Origin of the sequence: Terrabacter sp. Soil810 (genome assembly GCF_001429645.1) — a bacterium.
Taxonomy (GTDB): Bacteria; Actinomycetota; Actinomycetes; order Actinomycetales; family Dermatophilaceae; genus Terrabacter.
In genome coordinates this window covers 543,214-562,435 of the sequence record NZ_LMSW01000011.1, presented here as the reverse complement: position 1 = coordinate 562,435, position 19,222 = coordinate 543,214, and the positions used below count along the sequence as shown (strand labels likewise).

The following is a 19,222-nucleotide window of genomic DNA, read 5'->3' as shown; positions in this document are numbered from 1 at the left end:
CCGTCGGGACGGCTCAGGCCGGGTGCCTCAGCCGACCGTGAAGACGACCTTGCCGAAGACGTCGCCGTCGACCATCCGGGCGAAGGCGTCGCGCGCCTCGGCGAGCGGCAGGACCGAGTCGACCACCGGCTCGATGCCGCGCTGCTCGACGAGGCGGGCCAGCTGGGCGAGCTCCTCGCGGGTGCCCATCGTCGAGCCGACGACGCGCAGCTGCTTGAAGAAGATCTTCGTCAGCTCGGCCTTGGCGGGGGCGTCGCCCGACGTCGCACCGGAGATGACGACCGTGCCTCCGGGACGGAGGGAGTTGACCGAGTGCGACCACGTGGCGGCGCCGACCGTCTCCATGACCGCGTCGACGCGGTCGGGCAGGCGCTCGCCCGAGGCGAAGACGCGGTCTGCCCCGATCTCCAGGGCCCGCCGGCCACGGGCCTCGTCGCGCGACGTGGCCCACATCCGGTAGCCCGCGGCCGAGCCGAGCTGGATGAGCGCGGTGGCGACGCCGCCGCCGGCGCCCTGCACGAGCACCGTGCCGCCCGGCTGCACGCCGGAGTTGGTGAAGAGCATGCGGTAGGCCGTGAGCCACGCCGTCGAGAGGCACGCGGCCGTCTCCCACGCCATCGACTCGGGCTTGGGCACGACGTTGCCGGCCGGCACGAGCACCTTCTCGGCGAGCGTCCCGTCGTGCAGCTCGGACAGGAGTGTGCGCCGCGGGTCGAGGGTCTCGTCCCCGCGCCACCCCTCCGACGGGATGACGGCGTGGACGATGACCTCGTTGCCGTCGGGGTCGACGCCGGCACCGTCGCAGCCGAGGACCATGGGCAGCCGGTCCGGCGCGAGACCCACCCCGCGCAGGGACCACACGTCGTGGTGGTTGAGCGCGGCGGCGCGCAGGTCGACGACGGTCCAGCCGGGCCTGACCTCCGGGTCGGGACGCTCCCCGACGACGAGGCCGGAGAGCGGGTCGGAGGCGGACTGACCGGCGGCGTAGGCAGCGAGCATTCCAGCACCATAGTGACCGGAGGTCGAGCGGCGCCCCGGTAGGGTCCTGCCCGTGACCGACAACACCCCCGTGCGCCGCGAGCCCCAGGACGCGCTGACCGCGACGGCGACGGCAACGGCAACGGCGACGCGAGAGCGCACCACCGCCACGGCGGCCGGCGAGAGGGACGCTGTCGCCGGTGTCGGACGCCGGGGCGTCGACGCGCAGTCGGTCGCCCTCGTCGCCGTCTTCACGGCGCTCCTCGTCGCGGCCGCGGTCGTGCCCGGCATCCCCGTCGGCGGGTTCGGCGTGCCGGTCACCCTCCAGACCCTCGCCGTGATGCTCACCGGGCTCGTGCTCGGACCGCTGCGCGGCGGGCTCGCCGTGCTGCTCTACCTGCTGCTGGGCTTCGTCGGGCTGCCGGTCTTCAGCCGCGGCCAGTCCGGACTGCAGGTGCTGAGCGGACCGACCGCCGGCTACCTCGTGTCGTTCCTCGTCGCGGCCGCGGTCGTCGGCATGGCGGCTCGGATCGTGGTCCGAGCCACCAGCCGGTCCCTGTGGGTCCCCCTGCTGCTCGTCGCCTCCTTCGCCACGACCGTGGCGGTCGTCCACGTCCTCGGCGTCGTGGGGCTCATGGTCAACCTCAGGCTGCCGCTGTCGGCCGCGATCAGCGCCGACCTGCCCTTCCTCCCGGGCGACCTGGCCAAGGACGTCGTGGCCGTCGTCGCAGCGGTCGCGGTGCACCGCGCCTTCCCGGACGTCCTCGCGCGCCCGCGCCGCCTGCGCCGCCCGCTCGCGTGACCCGTCCGTGACGGAGGTCCGCCTCGACGGCGCGACGGTCACGGTCCCCACCGACGACTCACCGGGGCACCGGACGCGCACCATCCTCGGGCCCGTCGACCTCGTCCTGACGCAGCCCAGGGTGACGGTCATCGGCGCCAACGGGTCGGGCAAGTCGACCCTGCTCAGGCTGCTCAACGGTCTCGTCACCCCGACGGCGGGCACGGTCACGGTCGACGGCCTCGACACCGTGCGCCACGGGGCGCGGGTGCGCCGCCGCGTGGCCTTCGCGTTCACCGACCCGATCTCGCAGCTCGTCATGCCGACCGGCCGTGAGGACGTCGAGCTGTCCCTGCGACGGCTGCACCGGTCACGGAGCGAGCGCAGGACCGCCGCCGAGCAGGTGCTCGACCGCTTCGGGCTGGCCCACCTCGCCGACCAGAGCGTCTACGACCTGTCGGGCGGCGAGCGCCAGCTCATGGCCCTCGCGGTCGTCCTGGCGACGGAGCCGGGGCTGCTCGTCCTCGACGAGCCGACGACCCTCCTCGACCGGCGCAACACCATCCGCCTCCGCGCCCTGCTCGACTCGCTGCCCCAGTCCGTCGTCGTCGCGACCCACGACCTCGACCTGGCCCTCGCCGCAGACCGGTCGCTCGTCGTCGACGCCGGACGCGTCGTCTTCGACGGCGATCCGGCGACGGCGGTGCAGCACTACGTGGCACTGGCCGACGCGCCGTGAACGGTCCGGGCCTGTTCACCGCCCACGTTCCCGGCAGCTCGGTCGTGCACCAAATGCCCTTGTGGCTCAAGCTGGTCGGCGTTCTCGGTGTCGGCGTGATGCCCTGGGTCACGCAGTCCGTGTGGCCGCTGGCGCTGATGACGCTCGCGCTCGCAGGGGTCGCGCTGGCGGCGCGCCTTCCGGCCCGCCGCCTCGCGCGGTCGATGCGCGGCCTCCTGCCGGTGCTCGTCGTGCTGCTGGCCTTCCAGTGGTGGTCCCACGACCTCGCGTATGCCGTCCGGGTCGTCCTCGGCATCGTCAACGCCTTCGTCGCGGCCGGCATCCTCACGGCGACGACTCCGGTGACCGACCTGCTCGACGGCGTGGTGCGGGCGGCCCGGCCGCTGCGTCGCCTCGTCGACCCCGAGGTCGTGGCGCTCACCCTCGGCGTCGTCGTGCGCTCCGTGCCCTGGGTCGCCGGGTCGTTCTCCAGCGTCCGCGAGTCGGCGCGCGCCCGAGGGCTCGACCGGGACCCACGAGCCGTCGTGGTGCCGACCGTCGTGCACGTCGTCGCCTTCGCCCGCTCGACCGGTGAGGCGCTGGCGGCCCGAGGACTCACCGACCCCGCGGACGACGACGCTCCCGGCGCCTGAGGCACCGCGAGCGTCGACCGGTCGGACTAGCGCACTCCCCCGAGGGCCCGGGCGGAAACGGCGTCGGCGACGGCGGGCGCCACGCGATCGTCGAACACGCTCGGCACGATCCGGTCGGCCGTGGGCGCGTCGACGAGTCCGGCGATGGCGTGCGCCGCTGCCAGCTTCATCTCCTCGGTGATCCGACGAGCCCCGGAGTCGAGCGCGCCGCGGAAGATCCCCGGGAAGGCGAGCACGTTGTTGATCTGGTTCGGGAAGTCGGAGCGGCCGGTCGCGACCACCTCGGCGAACCGTGCGGCCACGACAGGGTGCACCTCCGGGTCGGGGTTGGCGAGCGCGAAGATGATCGCGCGTGGCGCCATCCTCATGAGGTCGCGCTCGGCGACCGTGCCCCCGGAGACGCCGATGAGGACGTCGGCCCCCGTGAGCGCGTCACCGATGTCGCCGTTCACGCCGCGCCGGTTGGTCACGTCCCGGAGCTGCTGCTTGTGGGCGACGAGGTCGTCGCGGTCGGGCCCGAGCACGCCTCGGGAGTCGACGACGACGACGTCGCCCACGCCGGCCGACACGAGGATGCGGCTCACGGCCACACCCGCGGCACCCGCTCCCGAGACGACGACGGTGAGGTCGTCGAGGTCCTTGTCGACGACCCGGACCGCGTTGAGCAGCGCGGCCAGGGCCACGATGGCCGTGCCGTGCTGATCGTCGTGGAAGACGGGGATGTCGAGACGGGCCTGGAGGCGTCGCTCGATCTCGAAGCACCGCGGCGCCGAGATGTCCTCGAGGTTGATGCCGCCGTAGGTCGGGGCGATCCGCGCGACCGCGTCCACGATCTCCTCGACGGTGCCCGTCTCCATGCACACCGGGACCGCGTCGACGTCGGCGAAGTGCTTGAAGAGCACCGCCTTGCCTTCCATGACGGGCATCGCGGCCAGGGGTCCGACGTCCCCGAGCCCGAGGACCGCCGTGCCGTCGCTGACGACGGCGACGGTGTTGCGTCGGCTCGTGTAGACCGCGGCGAGCGTGGGGTCGGCTGCGATGGCGCGCGAGACCTGCGCGACACCCGGCGTGTAGAGGAGGGAGAGGTCGGCCGCGTCGCGCAGGTCCGACGTGGCGTGTACCCCGAGCTTCCCGCCCACGTGGACCCGGAAGACCGGGTCGCTGGGGTCGAAGAGCTGGCTGGTGGGCAACGCACTCATGCTGGAACACCTCGTTCGCATGGAGACGAAGAGGGCAGGCGCCCTCACTGGTGGACAGTGCCGGGGGTCTGGCCTGCGGGTTTCGTTCTCGCGACGGGGGTTGCCCGAAGTCGTCATCATGGCACGACGGCACCGACCGGCCCAAGGCCCCCGGTCGGGGTGTGACGGCTCTCTCAGGCTCCGGCGGGCGCGGCGTCGAGCGACTTGAGGAGCGCGTCGACGACGCGGGGGTCGTACTCGTAGCCGAGGCCGAGGTAGATCCGCTCGACGGCGGCCTCGCGGGCGCGGGCGCTGCGGGCTCCCGCCGTGAGGTCCTCGTAGGCGTTGACGACCTTGACGATGCGGCTCGACAGTGGGATCTCCTCGCCCAGCTCGCGCACCTGACGGTAGGGCGTCGTCTGGTGCTCGAGGATCTGTGCGACCCCCTCGAAGACTCCGGTCTCGCGCACGATGGCGACCGTGTCGGCCTCGATGCGCCGCTGGTCGGCGGGCGCCGCGAGCACCGTGGCGCCACCGGGGATCGGCTCGACGAGGGCCACCTGTCCGATGTCGTGGAGCAGCGCGGCGTACTCGAGGTCGAGCAGCTCGCGCTCCGACAGCCCCAGCTCGCGCCCCACCTGCACCGACAGCGCGGCCACGCGCTCGGAGTGGCCGGACGGGGTGTAGCCGGCCGCGTCGGTGAGGCGTGAGAGCGTCCGGATGCTCTGGAGGTAGGTGGCGCGGATGCTGACGTAGCGACGGAAGGCGAAGAGCGTGAGGACGAGCGGGATGAGGAAGAGCGGCAGGGCCGCGATGCCGAGGGGTGGGGCGGCGAGCGCGATGAGGACACCCGTCACCGCGACCGCGATGGACAGCGCGAACGACGATCGGAACTCCTCGACGAACGTCCGACGGACGTTGGCTCGGGCCGACAGGCCGCGCACGACGGACGTGAAGAGCGCGTCGGTCACGAGGGCCAGCAGGCAGATCCCGAGGAGCAGGACTGCTTGCTCCCACGGTTCAGCCACCGCCTCGCGGAGGGGCGAACCCGGGCTCTGGCCTAGCACCGCCACCCGGTAGACGAGCGCCGCCACGACGATGGCCACGAAGCGCCCGCCCGCGTCGACGAGGCTCGTGTCGCGACGGGCCGCGACGCGCACCGTCGTCCCGAGCGCCATCGCCGTCGCCGTCACCGCGAGCGCGAACGGGGCGCCGTAGGGGACGTGCACCCGGCCCGGGAGCTCCGTGGTGAGGGCCAGTCCGAAGGCGGCTGCCATCGCGATGGGCGCCGCACCGCGGAAGCCGGGCGCCGAGATGTGGAACCACTCGCCGAGCACGATCGTGACGGCGAAGACCGCGACGACCCAGATCGTCCCGGAGTCGTGGAGGGAGGGGACGTCGCCGCTCCGGATCGCGACGAAGACCGAGGCGAGCAGGCCCAGGAGCCCGAAGACGGCGGCCACCGGCTCCCGGCGCAACGCGCCGTTCACGACGCCACCTCGGCCGGCGAGGACGCCGGCCATCCGTGCTTGTCCAGGGAGACGATGGCGGCCGAGACGACGTCGGGGTCGAAGCGACCCGCGTCGGACCGCAGTCGGCGGGCGACGTCGGCGACGGACAGCAGGGGTGCCGCATCGGGGGCGCGACCGGCGTCGTCGATCGCGGACGTGACGGCGACGATGCGCGCGGCGATGGGGATGTCATGGCCCGCGCGGCCGTCGGGTCGACCGCCTCCGTCGAAACGCTCGTGCTGGTGACGGATGCCCGACCTCGCGTCCTCGAGGAAGTCGATGCCCTCGATCATCCGGGCCCCGACGACGCAGTGGCCGTCGATGACGCGCCGCTCGGTGGGGCTCAACGAGGCCGGTGACCGGCGCAGGAGCCGTGTGGCGACACCCAGGTGACCGATCTCGTGCAGGGTCGCCGCGTAGCGCACCGTGCCGATCTGGCCGGGCGGGAGGCCGAGCTCCTCGGCGATCCACTCTGCGAGGACCGCGGCTCGCCGGCTCCGGTCCACGGCGGCCGGCTCCTTGGTCCCGAGGGCGGTGACGAGGGTGTCGATGGTCCGTTCGTGCGAGCGCAGCTCCTCGCCGTACTGGATGAAGGCCCACCTGGCCGCGAGCAGAGGAGCGAGGACCAGGAGCGCGCTGAACGGGCCGAGCCCGGCCGGGAACCAGAGGATGACGAAGAGCAGCCCGATGATCCCGTAGCCCACGAAGGCCACCCCGGACCCACTCAGCACCCGTCGGAGCTGGACGCCGAAGGGGATGCCCTGGTCGAAGTGGATGACACCGGACAGCAGGGCGGCGTTCAGCAGGCACGCCACCACGTCAGCGGCGAGGAGCGGCCACCCGAGGGCTCGGGCGAGCTCTGCCGTGCTCATGCCGACCGTCCCGCTCCCCTCGACGCCGCCGAGCATCGCGTAGACCAGGGCTCCGGCCGCCCCGACGATCCCGCTCATGGCGGCGTTGAACATCGTCGCGGTCCATCGTCGCTGTCGCCTGTCGATGAGCATCGAGACGCTGCCCACCAACCAGGCACCGAACGTGCCCACGATGGCGGCGGAGGCCAGCAGGATGATCGAGAGAAACGAGAAGCTGATGCGCAGTCCGACGTCGGGCTCGCGGATCTGGAAGCTCAGGATGCCCATGAGGCACAGCAGCAGGAGCGGTCCGAGCTCGGGTCGGGGCAGCAACAGCCAGGACGCCACACCGGTGGCGATCGACGTGATGACGACCAGGGCGAGGTACGCGGGCAACCACCGGGATCGACTGCTCACGATGGGGACCTTGCTCACATCGTTCACGGTAGTGCGAACGGCGCCACGGACGCAGTGCGTCCGCGGCGCCGCCGATAGTCCGTCGCTCAGCCGCCCCAGCCCCAGATGCTGCTGAGCGACATGATCGCCTGCGTGGCGAAGTCGTTGGACGCAAGTGCCGACAGGAGGGCGGCGTACATGGGGGGCTCCTTCATGTGTGGATGTTCCGGATGCGTGCGCCATGGAGGGGCGTTGCTGCGGCAGCACAGAACAACTGAGGTTTCCCTCGATGCTCAGGATGCCGTGCGCATGCGGGCGCACGGAAGCAGATCCGACGTATACATGCCGGATCTATACGAAGATTTTAAGGTTTCCAGAGGATCCCTGCGACCAGATTGGGCGGCACACGCGCGATGTGGAAGAATCGTGGCTTCGTGTCCCGCACCGGGGCCCGAGACCACTGTACGACCCATTAGGAGCCGACGATGAGCAAGCGCGCCCGCAAGCGCCGCTCCCGCAAGGGCAACGCCGCCAACCACGGCCGCAAGCCCAACGCCTGAGCCGCAGACGTCAGAGGCCCGCACCCGAGCAGCTCGGGGCGGGCCTTCGTCGTGTCCGGCGGCCGACGGTCGTGGCGTCCGGGCCGGTGGCCTCAGCCGCGGTCGACCTGGATGACGGTCATCGAGATGCGCGACATGATCGTCAGTCGCAGGGCCTCGGGCGCCTGCTCGCACTCGCACGACCGCTTGATGAGCGACTTCAGCGTGGTGTCGAGGTCGTACTCCTTCAGGCAGGGGCCGCACTCGTCGAGGTGTGCCTGGATCTTGGCGCACTCGTCGGGTCCCAGCTCCCCGTCGAGGTACTCGTAGACCCGCAGCAACGCCTCGGAGCAGTCGGTACGCGTCATGGCGCTGTCCGATGCACCTGTTCCACCCGTCGTGTGGTCGTTCATGACCGGCTTCCTTCCGTGCCAGCGGCCATCCCCGCACCGATCCCGGCGCCATCGGTCGAGCCGGCAGCGGCGAAACCGCGGTCGGCGGCATACTCCGAGAGGAGCTCGCGCAGCTGGCGGCGACCGCGGTGCAGGCGGCTCATGACGGTGCCGATGGGCGTGTCCATGATCTCGGCGATCTCCTTGTAGGCGTAGCCCTCGACGTCGGCGAAGTAGACCGCGAGGCGGAACTCCTCGGGGATCGCCTGCAGCGCGCGCTTCACGTCGCTGTCGGGGAGGTGGTCGAGCGCCTCCGCCTCGGCGGAGCGCAGGCCGACCGAGGTGTGCGACTCGGCCCGCGCCAGCTGGTAGTCCTCGATCTCGGCCGAGTCGGACTCGAGCGGCTGGCGCTGCTTCTTGCGGTAGCTGTTGATGTAGGTGTTGGTGAGGATGCGGTACATCCACGCCTTGAGGTTGGTGCCCGGCTTGTACTGGTGGAAGGCCGCGTACGCCTTGGCGAACGTCTCCTGGACGAGGTCCTCCGCGTCGCTCGGGTTGCGGGTCGTGCGCAGGGCGGCGCTGTAGAGCTGGTCGAGCAGCGGCATCGCCTCGCGCTCGAAGCGCGCTCGACGCTCGTGCTCGCTCTCGCTCGCGACGTCGACGGTCGCGTCCGCGCGGGCGACGTCGTCGGGGTCGGGCGCCAGGCTCGGCGCGGGCGCCGCCGCGCTCGCCCGGCTCGTCGCGGTCGTGTCGGTGCTCGGGTCCGGGAGCCGCAGGGCGGCGCTCGGATCGGTCTTCTTGTCCTTTGCCATCGCCTCCCAGCCTAGACCGGTGGGCTGCGGCACCCGACCGCGCTCGACCGGCACGGTCGTCACGCTCTCGGGCTCACGGGTGGGGCAGGTGACCATGCTCCGTGCAACGACACCTAGCCGGGGAGCATTCCCGCGATCGACGTGAGGGCCTCGGTCAGGGCACTCCGCGCCCCCTTGGGGAAGCTGTGCGCGCCGGGCACCTCGATGAGGGTCGCCCCCTCCGGCAGGTGCGGGCGCACCTCGTCCGGCGTGCCGAACGTGTCGTTGGTGCCCTGCACGACCCACGAGGGGTCGGGCGCGAGAGCGAGCTCGTGGGCGCGCAGCTTCTCGGGCTGGCCCGGCAGGTGGAGCGGGAAGCTGAGCAGGAGCCCCGCGTCGGCCTCGAGCGGCCCCGCCGTGCGGCACGCCACCCGCGCACCGGCACTGCGTCCCCCGACGACGAGCGGCCGCGGCAGGCGGCCGCGGCCCGTCACGAGCGCCTCGACGATCGGGACCCATGCGACGTCGAGGGTGGGCGGACGCCCGGCCACGCGGCGACCCGCGACGAGCCAGGGCTGCTCGACCAGCACGACGGCCCACCCCGCGCCGACGAGGACCTCTCGGGCGATGGCGAGGTCGATCGCGCCCAGCCCTCCTCCGGCCCCGTGGCCGAGGACGACGGTGCCGCGCGGGCGGGACGGCCGCTGGACGTGGGCGCGCCCCGGGCCGCCGGGAGTCTCGATATCGCGGACCGTCTCGCGGATCGGGGCGCTCACGCGCCGACCACCTCACCGGTCATCGGGTCGACGACGCCCTCGAGCTCGGACGCGGGGACGGGCTCGACGAGGGCGGGCCCGTTGTTGCGCGTGGCGCCCACGGCGCGGCTCACCGGGTGCGCCTCGAAACGTCCGGGCTCGGAGAAGTCGAGGACGCTCTGCACGTAGGCAGGGTCCTTCTCGTCGGGGTCGAGCCAGTGCTCCCACTGGGTCGGCTCGAGGACGAGGGGCTGCCGGTCGTGGATGCGGTCCATGCCGGGGTCGGCCGCGGTCGTGATGATCGTGAAGGTCGTCAGCCAGGCCGCCGGGTCGCCGTCCGGCAGCTCGCGGTCGCGCCAGAACTCGTACAGCCCGGCAAAGGCGACAGGGGCCCCGTCGGCGCGGTGGATGAAGAAGGGCTGCTTGCGCGGCTTGCCCTTGGCATCGACGGCCGTCGGCGAGACCTGCCACTCGTACCAGCCGTCGGCCGGCACGATGCACCGGCGCGAGAGCGCCGCCTTGGCGAAGGCGCCCTTGCCGAGCACCGACTCGGCGCGGGCGTTGGTCATGCGCAGTCCCGTCGTGACGTCCTTCGACCAGGCGGGCACGAGGCCCCACGTGAGCATCCGGAGCTGTCGTGCCGGGACGACGGGCCCGTCGGGGTCGTCGGGGTCGTCGCCACGCGGCCGTCGGGTGAGGACCACCGGGGCCTGCTTGGACGGGGCCATGTTCCAGTCGGGCTCGCCCGCCGGCGGGCTCTGGGGGTTCTTGAGCACGCTGCGCGCGGGCTCGTCGGTGTGGTCCTCGTCGACGTCAAAGGCCTCGATGAGCTCGTCCGGCCGCGCGCTCGCGGCATACCTCCCGCACATGCGCCACAGCGTATGCCGGGTGGCCGACGACAGGGATCGCGACGGCCTACGCGTCCGTGGCGCTCACGACGACCCTGAGGACGGGCGTGGGCAGCACGTCCCGCGCCGCGGGTATGTCGATACCGTAGGTGCCCACAGGTCCACGATGGCCACGACGCGTTCCGGCGGGTCGCGGCCAGAGGAGGAAAAACGCATGATCGTCCGTCGTCTCGCCCGTCCGCTGCTCGCATCCGTCTTCGTCGCAGCAGGTGTCGAGGCCCTCCGCCACCCGGCTGCGCGCACCGACCAGGCCGCCCACCTGCTCCAGAAGGTGCCCGGCCAGGTTCCGGGGGCCGACGTCGCCGCGAAGGACCCCGACCTCTTCGTCCGGATCAACGGTGCCGCCCTCGTCGGCGGTGGCGTGCTGCTCGCGACCGGTCGTCTGCCGCGCCTCGCCTCGACGGTGCTCGCGGCGTCGATCGTGCCGACCACGGCCATCGAGCACGCGTTCTGGGAGGAGACCGATCCCACGCGCAAGGCGCAGAGCCGCAGCCTCTTCCTCAAGAACGTCGGTCTGCTCGGGGGCCTGCTCCTCGCGGCCGTCGACACCGAGGGCAAGCCCGGCCTGGCCTGGCGCGCCCAGCACGCCACGAAGACGACGCGCCGCGAGGCCCGTCACGCCCAGCGGGCCGCCAAGCGTGAGGCGCGCCTGCTCGCCCATCGAGCCCAGGACGTCGTGAGCTGAGTTGAGTCCCGCTGATCCATCGCCCCACCCGACGTCCGAGACGGACGGTGTCCCCGACGGCGGCACCCTGACCGCGGAGCCGGACTGGGCCGCACCGCTCGCACCCGGACCGCTCGACGCCACGGTCGTCCTGCCCGGCAGCAAGTCCCTGACCAACCGCTACCTCGTGCTCGCCGCGCTGGCGAGCGACCGTTCGCGGCTGCGGGCCCCGCTCCGCTCGCGCGACACGCTGCTCATGGCCGATGCGCTGCGCGCGCTGGGCGTACGCATCGACGACGTGGCGCCCGAGGGCGAGTCCGCGGCGGGCGCGGTCCCCGACTGGGTGGTGACACCGCCCGAGAAGCTGAGTGGTGACGTGACGGTCGACTGCGGCCTCGCCGGGACGGTGATGCGCTTCCTGCCCGCCGTGGCTGCACTCGCCGACGGGCCGGTCCGGGTCGACGGCGACCCGCAGGCGCGGGTGCGCCCGATGGCGCCGGTCACCGACGCGCTGCGCGCCCTCGGGGTCGACGTCGAGGACGACGAGGGACGCCTGCCGGTCACGGTCAACGGACGCGGACGCGTGCCGGGCGGGTCGGTGACGATGGACGCGTCCGCCTCGTCGCAGTTCATCTCGGCACTCCTCCTCGCCGGCGCGCGCTACGACGAGGGCGTCACGGTGCACCACGACGGCAAGCCGGTGCCGAGCGAGCCGCACATCCTCATGACGGTCGAGACGCTGCGCGACGCGGGAGCGATCGTCGACGACAGCGAGCCCAACACCTGGCGCGTCGAGCCGTCCGAGATCAACGCCCTCGACGTGTCCGTCGAGCCCGACCTGTCCAACGCCGGACCCTTCGTCGCGGCCGCGCTCGTCGTCGGTGGCACCGTGCGGGTACCCGGCTGGCCGCAGCACACGACCCAGGCCGGCGACCTCCTCCGCGAGATCCTCGACACGATGGGCGCCGACGTGCGCCTCGACCGCTCGGGGCTCACCGTCGTCGGCAGCGGCGAGCTCGTCGGCATCGACATCGACCTGCACGACGCGGCCGAGCTGACCCCCACCGTGGCGGCGCTCGCGGCGCTCGCGTCGACACCGACGTGGATCCGCGGCGTGGCCCACATCCGGGGTCACGAGACCGACCGTCTTGCGGCCCTCACCGCCGAGCTCGGCCGGGTCGGGTCCAGGGTCACCGAGACCGACGACGGGCTGCGCATCTCGCCGGCACCCTTGCACGGTGGGCGTTTCCGCAGCTACCACGACCATCGGATGGCCACCGCGGGCGCGATCATCGGCCTGCGCGTGCCGGGCGTGCACGTCGAGGACATCGGCACGACCCGCAAGACGCTCCCCGACTTCGTCGGGCTGTGGCAGGGCATGCTCGACGGCTCCGGCCCGGTGGTGCTCTCGCGATGAGCTGGCGGGACCTCGACGAGGGAGACATCCGGGTCCGTCCCAGCCGCAAGGGGTCCCGGCCTCGCACCAAGGAACGCCCGGCCCACGCCGATGCCGTCGTCGCCATGGTCATCGGCGTCGACCGTGGCCGCTACACGTGCCTCATCCCCAAGGGAGCCCTGGGCAAGAAGGAGCCGGAGCGCATCGTCACGGCCATGAAGGCCCGCGACATCGGCCGCACCCGCGTCGTCGTCGGTGACGACGTCGCGCTCGTCGGCGACCTCGCCGGCGGGCCGGACGCCCTGGCCCGCATCGTGCGCATCGAGGAGCGGCGGTCGGTGCTGCGCCGCACGGCCGACGACACCGACCCGTTCGAACGCATCATCGTCGCCAACGCCGACCAGCTCGTCATCGTCACGGCGCTGGCCGATCCCGAGCCACGGCCACGCATGGTCGACCGCTGTCTCGTCGCGGCCTACGACGCCGACCTCGAGCCCCTGCTCGCACTGACGAAGGCCGACCTCGTCGATCCGGCCCAGTTCCTGGCGAACTACACCCCGCTCGAGGTCGAGCACGTCGTCACCTCGTGGAAGGACGGCGACTTCTCCGGCCTCGACCACCTCCGCGCCAAGCTGTCCGGCAAGGTCTCCGTGCTCGTCGGCCACTCCGGCGTCGGCAAGAGCACCCTCGTCAACGGTCTCGTCCCCGGCGCGCTGCGCGCCACCGGCGTCGTCAACGACACGACGGGACGCGGGCGTCACACCTCGACGAATGCCGTGGCACTGCGCCTGCACGGAGTCGACGGCTCCGACGACGGCTGGGTCATCGACACGCCGGGCATCCGGTCGTTCGGGCTCGCCCACATCGACGTCGACCACATCATCGACCACTTCCCCGACCTCGCCGCGGGCACCGACGGCTGCCCCCGCGGCTGCACGCACGACGAGGAGGAGTGCGCGCTCGACGCGTGGGTCGCCGAGGGCCACGCCGGACCTGCCGGCGCGTCGCGGCTCGAGTCGCTGCGTCGCCTGCTCAGCAGCCGGAGCACCGAGGAGCACTGAGCCGCAGCGGCATACGTCGTCGGGCTCACCGCCCCTGCTCGGACCGTTGCCGCTAGGTTGAGCCGGTGACCTCCTACGACGACGACCTTCGTCTGGCCCATGTCCTCGCGGATGCCGTCGAGAGGGTGACGATGGCACGCTTCCGCGCCGCCGACCTGGTCGTCGAGAGCAAGCCGGACCTCACGCCGGTCACCGACGCCGACCGCGCCGCGGAGGAGCTCGTGCGCCACCAGCTCAAGCGCACCCGACCCCGTGACGCCGTCGAGGGCGAGGAGTTCGACACGACCGGGCACGGTCCACGGCGGTGGATCATCGACCCGATCGACGGCACGAAGAACTTCGTCCGCGGCGTGCCCGTGTGGGCCACGCTCATCGGCCTCGTCGTCGACAACGTGCCGGTGCTCGGTCTCGTCGCCGCGCCCGCCCTGCAGCGCCGCTGGTGGGCCGCGACCGGGTCGGGAGCCTGGAGCGGTCGCTCCCTGTCGTCCGCCCGACGCATCTCGGTCTCGCAGGTCGGCCGGCTCGGCGACGCGTCGCTGTCGTACTCCTCGCTGGCCGGGTGGCGCGTGCGCGGCCGCCGCGACGACTTCCTCGACCTCATGGACGACTGCTGGCGCACCCGCGCGTACGGCGACTTCTGGTCCTACATGCTCGTCGCCGAGGGCGCCGCCGACATCGCCGCCGAGCCCGAGCTGGCGGTCCACGACATGGCTGCCCTCGTCGCGATCGTGCAGGAGGCCGGCGGCCGGTTCACCGGCCTCGACGGCAAGGACGGCTGCTGGAGCGGCAACGCCCTGGCGACCAACGGCCTGCTCCACGACGAGGTCCTGTCGCGCATCGGGATGCCACCGGCCTGAGACCGCGCTGGGCGGGCTGCGCTGCCCGGCATAGCCTTTCGGCATGAGCACCGAACCCACCCGGCAGTCCGAGGTCTCACCCCCCGTCGCCACGGTCCGCTCCGCCGGTGCCACGGACGTGCCGGCGCTGGCCACGGTCGCGGCGGCGACCTTCGAGCTCGCGTGCCCGCCCTCGATGACGCGGGAGCGGGTCGACGCCTTCGTCGACGAGGTGCTCTCGCGCGACCGGTTCGCCGGCTACGTCGCCGACACCGGCCGGCACGTCCTCCTGGCCGAGAGCGACGGGACCGCGCTCGGCTACGCCATGCTCGTCGCCGGCGACCCGCAGGACGGCGACGTCCGGGCTGCGATCCGACTCCGGCCGACGGTCGAGCTGTCGAAGATCTACGTCCTTCCGGAGGCGCACGGCACCGGGGCCGCGGCCCTGCTCATGGCCCGGTCCCTGGACTGGGCGAGCGAGACCGGTGCCGCCGGCGTGTGGCTGGGCGTGAACCAGCAGAACGAGCGCGCGCAGCGGTTCTACGCCAAGAGCGGCTTCGAGCGGGTCGGCACCAAGCGCTTCCTCGTCGGCGGCGTCTACGAGGACGACTACGTCATGGAGCGCCCCGTTCCCCCGCTCCCCTGACCGAACGCGGCGTTCGGTGGGGTGAGGTCGAGCGGCACGCGGGTGCCGGTCTCACCTCGACTCGAGCGGGGTACGGGGTCAGGCGTCCGTGACGACGGTGACCTCGCCGAGGTCGAGCGCCCGGATGTCCTCGAGGTGCGCGTCGACGTCGCCGACCACGACGATCGTCCACCCGGCCCCCGGGCGGCCCGTCCCGATGCCCGCGCCCTCGGCGAACCGGCCGTATGCCGCCTCGACCCTGCCGCGGTCGACCGCGGCGAGGTCGCGGAGGTTGTCGGTCGTGAAAGCCGTGGTACGTCCGTCGAGCGCCATGCCCACCGCCTCGTCGGCGATGGTGTCGGCCGTGGCGTAGCGGCCCGGCGCGGTCTTGGAGATGAAGTCGACGCCGGAGCGGATCTCCTTGTCGCTGAATCCGTTCCGGCCACTCTCGAGGATCTCGACGAGGAGCCGCAGAGACTCAGCGGTCGAGTCGGCTCGGACCGATCCGGACGTGAGGAAGACGCCACCGCGACGGCGGGGGCGGAAGCTCGACCGGATGCCGTAGGTGTAGCCCTTCTCCTCGCGCAGGACCGCGTCGATGCGCGCGTTCGGCGAGCCGCCGAGGACGAAGCCGAGCACCGGGTAGGGAGCCCATCCACCCTCGACGGAACGGTCAGGCCCGGGGGCGCCGATGACGAACTCGGTCTGCACCGAGCCCGGGCGCGAGACGAGCACGATGCGCCCGCGGTCAGGGGCGAGGGCGGCGGCGTGCTGGAGGTAGCGCTCCCGGTCGCGGGGGCCGCGGGACCATCCGCCGAGGGCCGACTCGACGAGCGCCGGCACGTCCAGCCCCTCGAGGTCCCCGGCGACGACGACGGTCCCTCCGGCCGCGACGACGTGCTCGCCGTGGAAGGCCACCACGTCCTCCCGGGTGATCGACGAGACGGTCTCGGGCGTGCCACCCGTGGGCCGGGACGAGCGGTCGTCGGGTGCGTAGAACGTGCGGACGAACTCGAGCCCGGCGCGGTGCGCGGCCACCGAGCGCTCCTGCTCGATCTCGGCGAGGCGCGTGCGCACCTGACGGGCGACCTCTGTCTGGGGAAAGGCGGGCTCGGTGAGGATCTGCCGGAGCAGGTCGAGGGCGGGCTCGAGGTTGCCCTTGACGACGTCGAGGTCGAGGGACAGACCGGCGTCGGCCATCCCCGCACCGAAGCTGACGCCCTTGCGCTCGAGGAGCCGGGCGAACTCCTCGGCGGTGTGCTGGGCGGTGCCCTCGTCGAGGGTGCGGGACATGACCGAGGCCACGCCCTCGCGCTCGCGCGGCTCGTCACGGAGCGACACGGGCAGGCCGAGGCGCACCGAGACGACGTACTGGCCGGGGACGTCGTAGGTGATCAGGCGCAGGCCGTTGGGCAGGTCGTGCGTGCTGGCCTCGGGGAAGTCCCAGGGCTCGGGCGGGGCGACGGAGGGGCGGGCGACGGCGGTCATGCGGCCTCCTCCGAGTCCTTGTCGGTGCGGTCGGTGCGGTCGGTGCGGTCGGTGTCGTCGGCGTCGTCGGGCTGGTCGGCGTCCTTGCTCGTGTCGGCGAGGTAGCGCACGACCGCCCGCGAGGCGGGGTCGAGCCACGCGGCGGCGGCCGCCCGGGCCTGCTCGGCGGTCACGGCTCGGATGCGGTCGACGAAGGTGTTGACGTAGGCCGGGTCGCCCGTGAGCAGGGCATGGTGGCTGATGTGGTCGGCTCGCTCCTCGATGCTCGCGAGTGCGCTCAGCCACGAGCGTTCGGTGTCGGCGATGACCGACTCGAGCTCGGCGGCGTCCGGTCCCTCGTCGATGAAGCGTCGGATCTCCTCGCACACCGCGGCCTCGACCTGCTCGACGTCGGCGCCGGCGGACACGTCGACGGTGATGGTGCCGAGCCCGACACCGTCCACGAGGCCCATGGTCCAGCCGCCCACGGCGACGGCCGTCTCGTCGGTGCGCACGAGCCGGCGCACGAGGCGCGAGCTCGCCAGGCCACCCAGGACGTCGACCGCGACCTGGCAGGCGAGGTAGTCGGGCGTCGTGTCGACCGGGAGCCGGAAGGAGACGTAGATGCGGTCGTTCGGGACGTCACCGACGCGGTCGAGACGCACCGGCTCGGACAGCGGTGGCAGCTGCGGGTGCCGCTCCCTGGCCTCGAGCTCGATGGCCGGGAGCCGGCCGAAGTACGTCTCGGCGGCCGCGAAGCCATCCTCGGGTGTCACGTCGCCGACGAGGGTGAGCACGGTGTTGTTGGGCCCGTAGTGCGCGCGGAAGAAGGCATGGACGTCCTCGAGCGTCGCTGCGTCGAGGTCCTCCATCGACCCGATCGTCGGGTGGTGGTACGGGTGGTCCTCCGGGAACGCGGTGGCGTAGATGTCGATGAGCGCCGAGCCGTAGGGCACGTTGTCGTAGCGCTGGCGCTTCTCCTCCTTGACGACGTCGCGCTGGTTGTCGAGGTTCTCCTGGGTCACGGCCTCGAGCAGGTGCCCGTGCCGGTCGGCCTCGAGCCACAGGGCGAGCTCGAGGGCGCCGGTCGGCACCGTCTCGAAGTAGTTCGTGCGGTCGAACCACGTCGTCGCGTTGAGGCGGGCGCCCTCGTCCATCAGGGCCGAGAAGTGCTCGCCCGAGGCGACGTTGCGGCTGCCCTGGAACATGAGGTGCTCGAAGAGGTGGGCGAAGCCGGTGCGTCCGGGAGCCTCGTGTCGGGAGCCGACACCGACCCAGAGGTTCACCGCGACGTTGGGCACCGTGTGGTCCTCGCTGACGATGACGCGCAGGCCGTTGGCGAGCGTGTGCTCCGCGAGCGGGTAGGAGATCGCTGTCACGGCTCGACCTTATGCGAAGCGGCGGGCAGGATGACGAGCCACGAACGCACACGGTCGCGCCGTGGACGTGCACAATGCGGGGGCCACACTCGGCACACCGTCGTCCACGTCCGTCAGGAGCAGCCACCCCGATGTCCGACCACCCCGTTCCCGAAGCCGCGTCGCCCGAGCCGGTGGGCCAGCCGGCCCAGCCGGCCCAGTCGGCCCAGTCGGCCCCGACCACGCCGGGTCGCCTGTCCGGGCTCAAGCGCTTCGGCGGATTCCTCCTCGCCATCCTCGTGTTCTTCCTGTTCCGGGCCTTCACCGCTGACGACGGCACCCACGGCATCAAGACCGGCGAGTGCATCGCGTCGGTCGGGACCGACGACTTCAAGAAGGTCGACTGCGGTGACTCGACGTCCTTGGGCTCGGTCACGTTCGTCGAGAAGAACGCCCCCACCGATGAGACGTCCGCCCTCGCCCTCTGCTCGAAGCACGGTGCCGCGAACGCCTTCACGAGCGCGACCTCGGACGGCGGCGCCGGGACCATCATCTGCGTCGCGGACCCCAAGTAGCCGACCCGCCTGCTGCACCGCTGACGACGGGGCGTCCGGCCAGCGCCGGGCGCCCCGTCGTCGCATGTGGCGCATGCATCAGGTAACGCCTGGTTATGCTCTTTTGAACTAGCATCACTATGCGGTATGCTTCGGGCATGGGTGGAGCTCCGGAGAACGACCTGCTGGCCACGATCCGTGCGAGCGTGATCGGTGAGGACCAGGTGATGCACGGGCCCTACGGCCCGCGCCGCGTCACCTACGCCGACTACACCGCCTCGGGTCGTGGACTCACCTTCATCGAGGACTTCATCCGCGACGAGGTCCTCCCCCGCTACGCCAACACCCACACCGAGAGCTCGGGCACGGGCCTGCAGACGACGCGGCTTCGCGAGGACGCCCGCCGCACCATCCGCGACGCCGTGGGCGGCGACGACGAGACGGTCGTCGTCTTCGCCGGCTCGGGCTGCACCGGGGCCATCGACAAGCTCGTCGGCATCCTCGGCCTCCGCATCCCGTCGAACTTCGAGGACCGTTGGCACGCCAGCGATCTCGTGCCTGCCGACCAGCGTCCCGTCATCTTCATCGGACCCTACGAGCACCACTCCAACGAGGTGATGTGGCGCGAGTGCGTCGCCGACGTCGTCGTCATCCCGCAGGACCTCGACGGGCACGTCGACATCGAGGTGCTGCGCCGGGGCCTCGTCGAGCACGCCGACCGCCCCCTGCTCATCGGGTCCTTCTCGGCCGCGAGCAACGTCACCGGGATCGTCACCGACACCGACGCGATCTCCTCCCTGCTCCACGAGC

Annotated in this window: 20 protein-coding genes and 1 pseudogene; 11 read left to right on the top strand and 10 right to left on the bottom strand. The window is 72.3% G+C overall.

Features of this window, described 5'->3' with window-relative positions:
* Window positions 1-27 precede the first annotated feature (27 nt).
* Window positions 28-999 carry a zinc-binding dehydrogenase gene (locus ASG96_RS08520; protein WP_057587731.1) on the bottom strand — a complete coding sequence of 324 codons (972 nt, stop codon included), beginning with the start codon at window positions 997-999 and terminating at the stop codon, window positions 28-30.
* A gap of 52 nt (window positions 1,000-1,051) precedes the next feature.
* On the opposite strand from ASG96_RS08520, the gene ASG96_RS08515 reads away from it, so the two are divergent.
* From ASG96_RS08515 to ASG96_RS08505, 3 genes are read left to right on the top strand one after another with little or no spacing between them, the layout of a single operon-like run.
* Entirely contained in the window at window positions 1,052-1,780 is a 729-nt protein-coding gene (locus ASG96_RS08515) for a biotin transporter BioY (RefSeq protein ID WP_057587730.1), read from the top strand.
* A gap of 7 nt (window positions 1,781-1,787) precedes the next feature.
* The gene (locus tag ASG96_RS08510) at window positions 1,788-2,498 is read left to right on the top strand and encodes an energy-coupling factor ABC transporter ATP-binding protein (RefSeq protein WP_057587729.1); all 711 of its coding nucleotides are present in this window, start codon (window positions 1,788-1,790) and stop codon (window positions 2,496-2,498) included.
* A complete protein-coding gene (locus ASG96_RS08505) occupies window positions 2,495-3,130 on the top strand; it encodes an energy-coupling factor transporter transmembrane protein EcfT (RefSeq protein ID WP_082591695.1) in 636 nt (211 codons plus the stop codon). Before ASG96_RS08510 ends, ASG96_RS08505 begins: the two co-directional genes overlap by 4 nt.
* Window positions 3,131-3,156: 26 nt before the next feature.
* Here the strand turns inward: ASG96_RS08505 and ASG96_RS08500 are convergent, their stop codons facing one another.
* The 3 genes from ASG96_RS08500 to ASG96_RS08490 all read right to left on the bottom strand — a co-directional run bounded on the left by ASG96_RS08500 (window position 3,157) and on the right by ASG96_RS08490 (window position 7,087).
* Window positions 3,157-4,329, bottom strand: coding sequence for an NADP-dependent malic enzyme (locus tag ASG96_RS08500; RefSeq protein WP_057587728.1), 1,173 nt, complete (start codon window positions 4,327-4,329; stop codon window positions 3,157-3,159).
* Window positions 4,330-4,502: 173 nt separating this feature from the next.
* On the bottom strand, window positions 4,503-5,798 hold the full coding sequence (locus tag ASG96_RS08495; RefSeq protein WP_235506411.1) for an HD-GYP domain-containing protein: 1,296 nt from the start codon (window positions 5,796-5,798) through the stop codon (window positions 4,503-4,505).
* On the bottom strand, window positions 5,795-7,087 hold the full coding sequence (locus ASG96_RS08490; protein ID WP_235506410.1) for an HD-GYP domain-containing protein: 1,293 nt from the start codon (window positions 7,085-7,087) through the stop codon (window positions 5,795-5,797). The genes ASG96_RS08495 and ASG96_RS08490 overlap by 4 nt, the downstream gene beginning before the upstream one ends.
* 464 nt (window positions 7,088-7,551) lie before the next feature.
* Here ASG96_RS08490 and ASG96_RS24630 point away from each other — a divergent pair, with 464 nt between their 5' ends.
* Entirely contained in the window at window positions 7,552-7,626 is a 75-nt protein-coding gene (locus ASG96_RS24630; protein ID WP_369791897.1) for a 50S ribosomal protein bL37, read from the top strand.
* Between the two features lie 92 nt (window positions 7,627-7,718).
* On the opposite strand, the gene rsrA is transcribed toward ASG96_RS24630, so the two are convergent.
* From rsrA to ASG96_RS08470, 4 genes are all read right to left on the bottom strand, one after another.
* Window positions 7,719-8,018 carry a mycothiol system anti-sigma-R factor gene (rsrA, locus tag ASG96_RS08485; RefSeq protein ID WP_056753262.1) on the bottom strand — a complete coding sequence of 100 codons (300 nt, stop codon included), beginning with the start codon at window positions 8,016-8,018 and terminating at the stop codon, window positions 7,719-7,721.
* Entirely contained in the window at window positions 8,015-8,809 is a 795-nt protein-coding gene (locus ASG96_RS08480; RefSeq protein ID WP_235509113.1) for a sigma-70 family RNA polymerase sigma factor, read from the bottom strand. Before ASG96_RS08480 ends, rsrA begins: the two co-directional genes overlap by 4 nt.
* Before the next feature lie 113 nt (window positions 8,810-8,922).
* On the bottom strand, window positions 8,923-9,564 hold the full coding sequence (locus ASG96_RS08475; RefSeq protein WP_057587726.1) for an alpha/beta family hydrolase: 642 nt from the start codon (window positions 9,562-9,564) through the stop codon (window positions 8,923-8,925).
* Window positions 9,561-10,412 (bottom strand): SOS response-associated peptidase, encoded by an 852-nt coding sequence (locus ASG96_RS08470; RefSeq protein ID WP_056753254.1) that lies wholly within the window; start codon window positions 10,410-10,412, stop codon window positions 9,561-9,563. Before ASG96_RS08470 ends, ASG96_RS08475 begins: the two co-directional genes overlap by 4 nt.
* Window positions 10,413-10,605: 193 nt before the next feature.
* Between ASG96_RS08470 and ASG96_RS08465 the strand changes: the two genes are divergently transcribed.
* The 5 genes from ASG96_RS08465 to ASG96_RS08445 all read left to right on the top strand — a co-directional run bounded on the left by ASG96_RS08465 (window position 10,606) and on the right by ASG96_RS08445 (window position 15,054).
* Entirely contained in the window at window positions 10,606-11,136 is a 531-nt protein-coding gene (locus tag ASG96_RS08465) for a DoxX family protein (RefSeq protein WP_057587725.1), read from the top strand.
* Window position 11,137: 1 nt separating this feature from the next.
* On the top strand, window positions 11,138-12,532 hold the full coding sequence (aroA, locus tag ASG96_RS08460) for a 3-phosphoshikimate 1-carboxyvinyltransferase (protein WP_082591694.1): 1,395 nt from the start codon (window positions 11,138-11,140) through the stop codon (window positions 12,530-12,532).
* On the top strand, window positions 12,529-13,572 hold the full coding sequence (gene rsgA, locus ASG96_RS08455) for a ribosome small subunit-dependent GTPase A (RefSeq protein ID WP_057587724.1): 1,044 nt from the start codon (window positions 12,529-12,531) through the stop codon (window positions 13,570-13,572). The genes aroA and rsgA overlap by 4 nt, the downstream gene beginning before the upstream one ends.
* A gap of 65 nt (window positions 13,573-13,637) precedes the next feature.
* Complete coding sequence (hisN, locus tag ASG96_RS08450) at window positions 13,638-14,429, top strand: histidinol-phosphatase (protein ID WP_056753247.1); 792 nt, start codon at window positions 13,638-13,640, stop codon at window positions 14,427-14,429.
* A gap of 43 nt (window positions 14,430-14,472) precedes the next feature.
* On the top strand, window positions 14,473-15,054 hold the full coding sequence (locus ASG96_RS08445) for a GNAT family N-acetyltransferase (protein ID WP_056753245.1): 582 nt from the start codon (window positions 14,473-14,475) through the stop codon (window positions 15,052-15,054).
* A gap of 78 nt (window positions 15,055-15,132) precedes the next feature.
* On the opposite strand, the gene ASG96_RS08440 is transcribed toward ASG96_RS08445, so the two are convergent.
* On the bottom strand, window positions 15,133-16,521 hold the full coding sequence (locus ASG96_RS08440; protein ID WP_057587723.1) for a pitrilysin family protein: 1,389 nt from the start codon (window positions 16,519-16,521) through the stop codon (window positions 15,133-15,135).
* A complete protein-coding gene (locus tag ASG96_RS08435; protein WP_057587722.1) occupies window positions 16,518-17,879 on the bottom strand; it encodes a pitrilysin family protein in 1,362 nt (453 codons plus the stop codon). Before ASG96_RS08435 ends, ASG96_RS08440 begins: the two co-directional genes overlap by 4 nt.
* 131 nt (window positions 17,880-18,010) lie before the next feature.
* Here ASG96_RS08435 and ASG96_RS08430 point away from each other — a divergent pair, with 131 nt between their 5' ends.
* Entirely contained in the window at window positions 18,011-18,433 is a 423-nt protein-coding gene (locus ASG96_RS08430) for a hypothetical protein (RefSeq protein WP_057587721.1), read from the top strand.
* A 119-nt stretch (window positions 18,434-18,552) separates the two neighbouring features.
* Window positions 18,553-19,222 (top strand): annotated as a pseudogene (locus tag ASG96_RS24140) (aminotransferase class V-fold PLP-dependent enzyme); the annotation flags it as partial.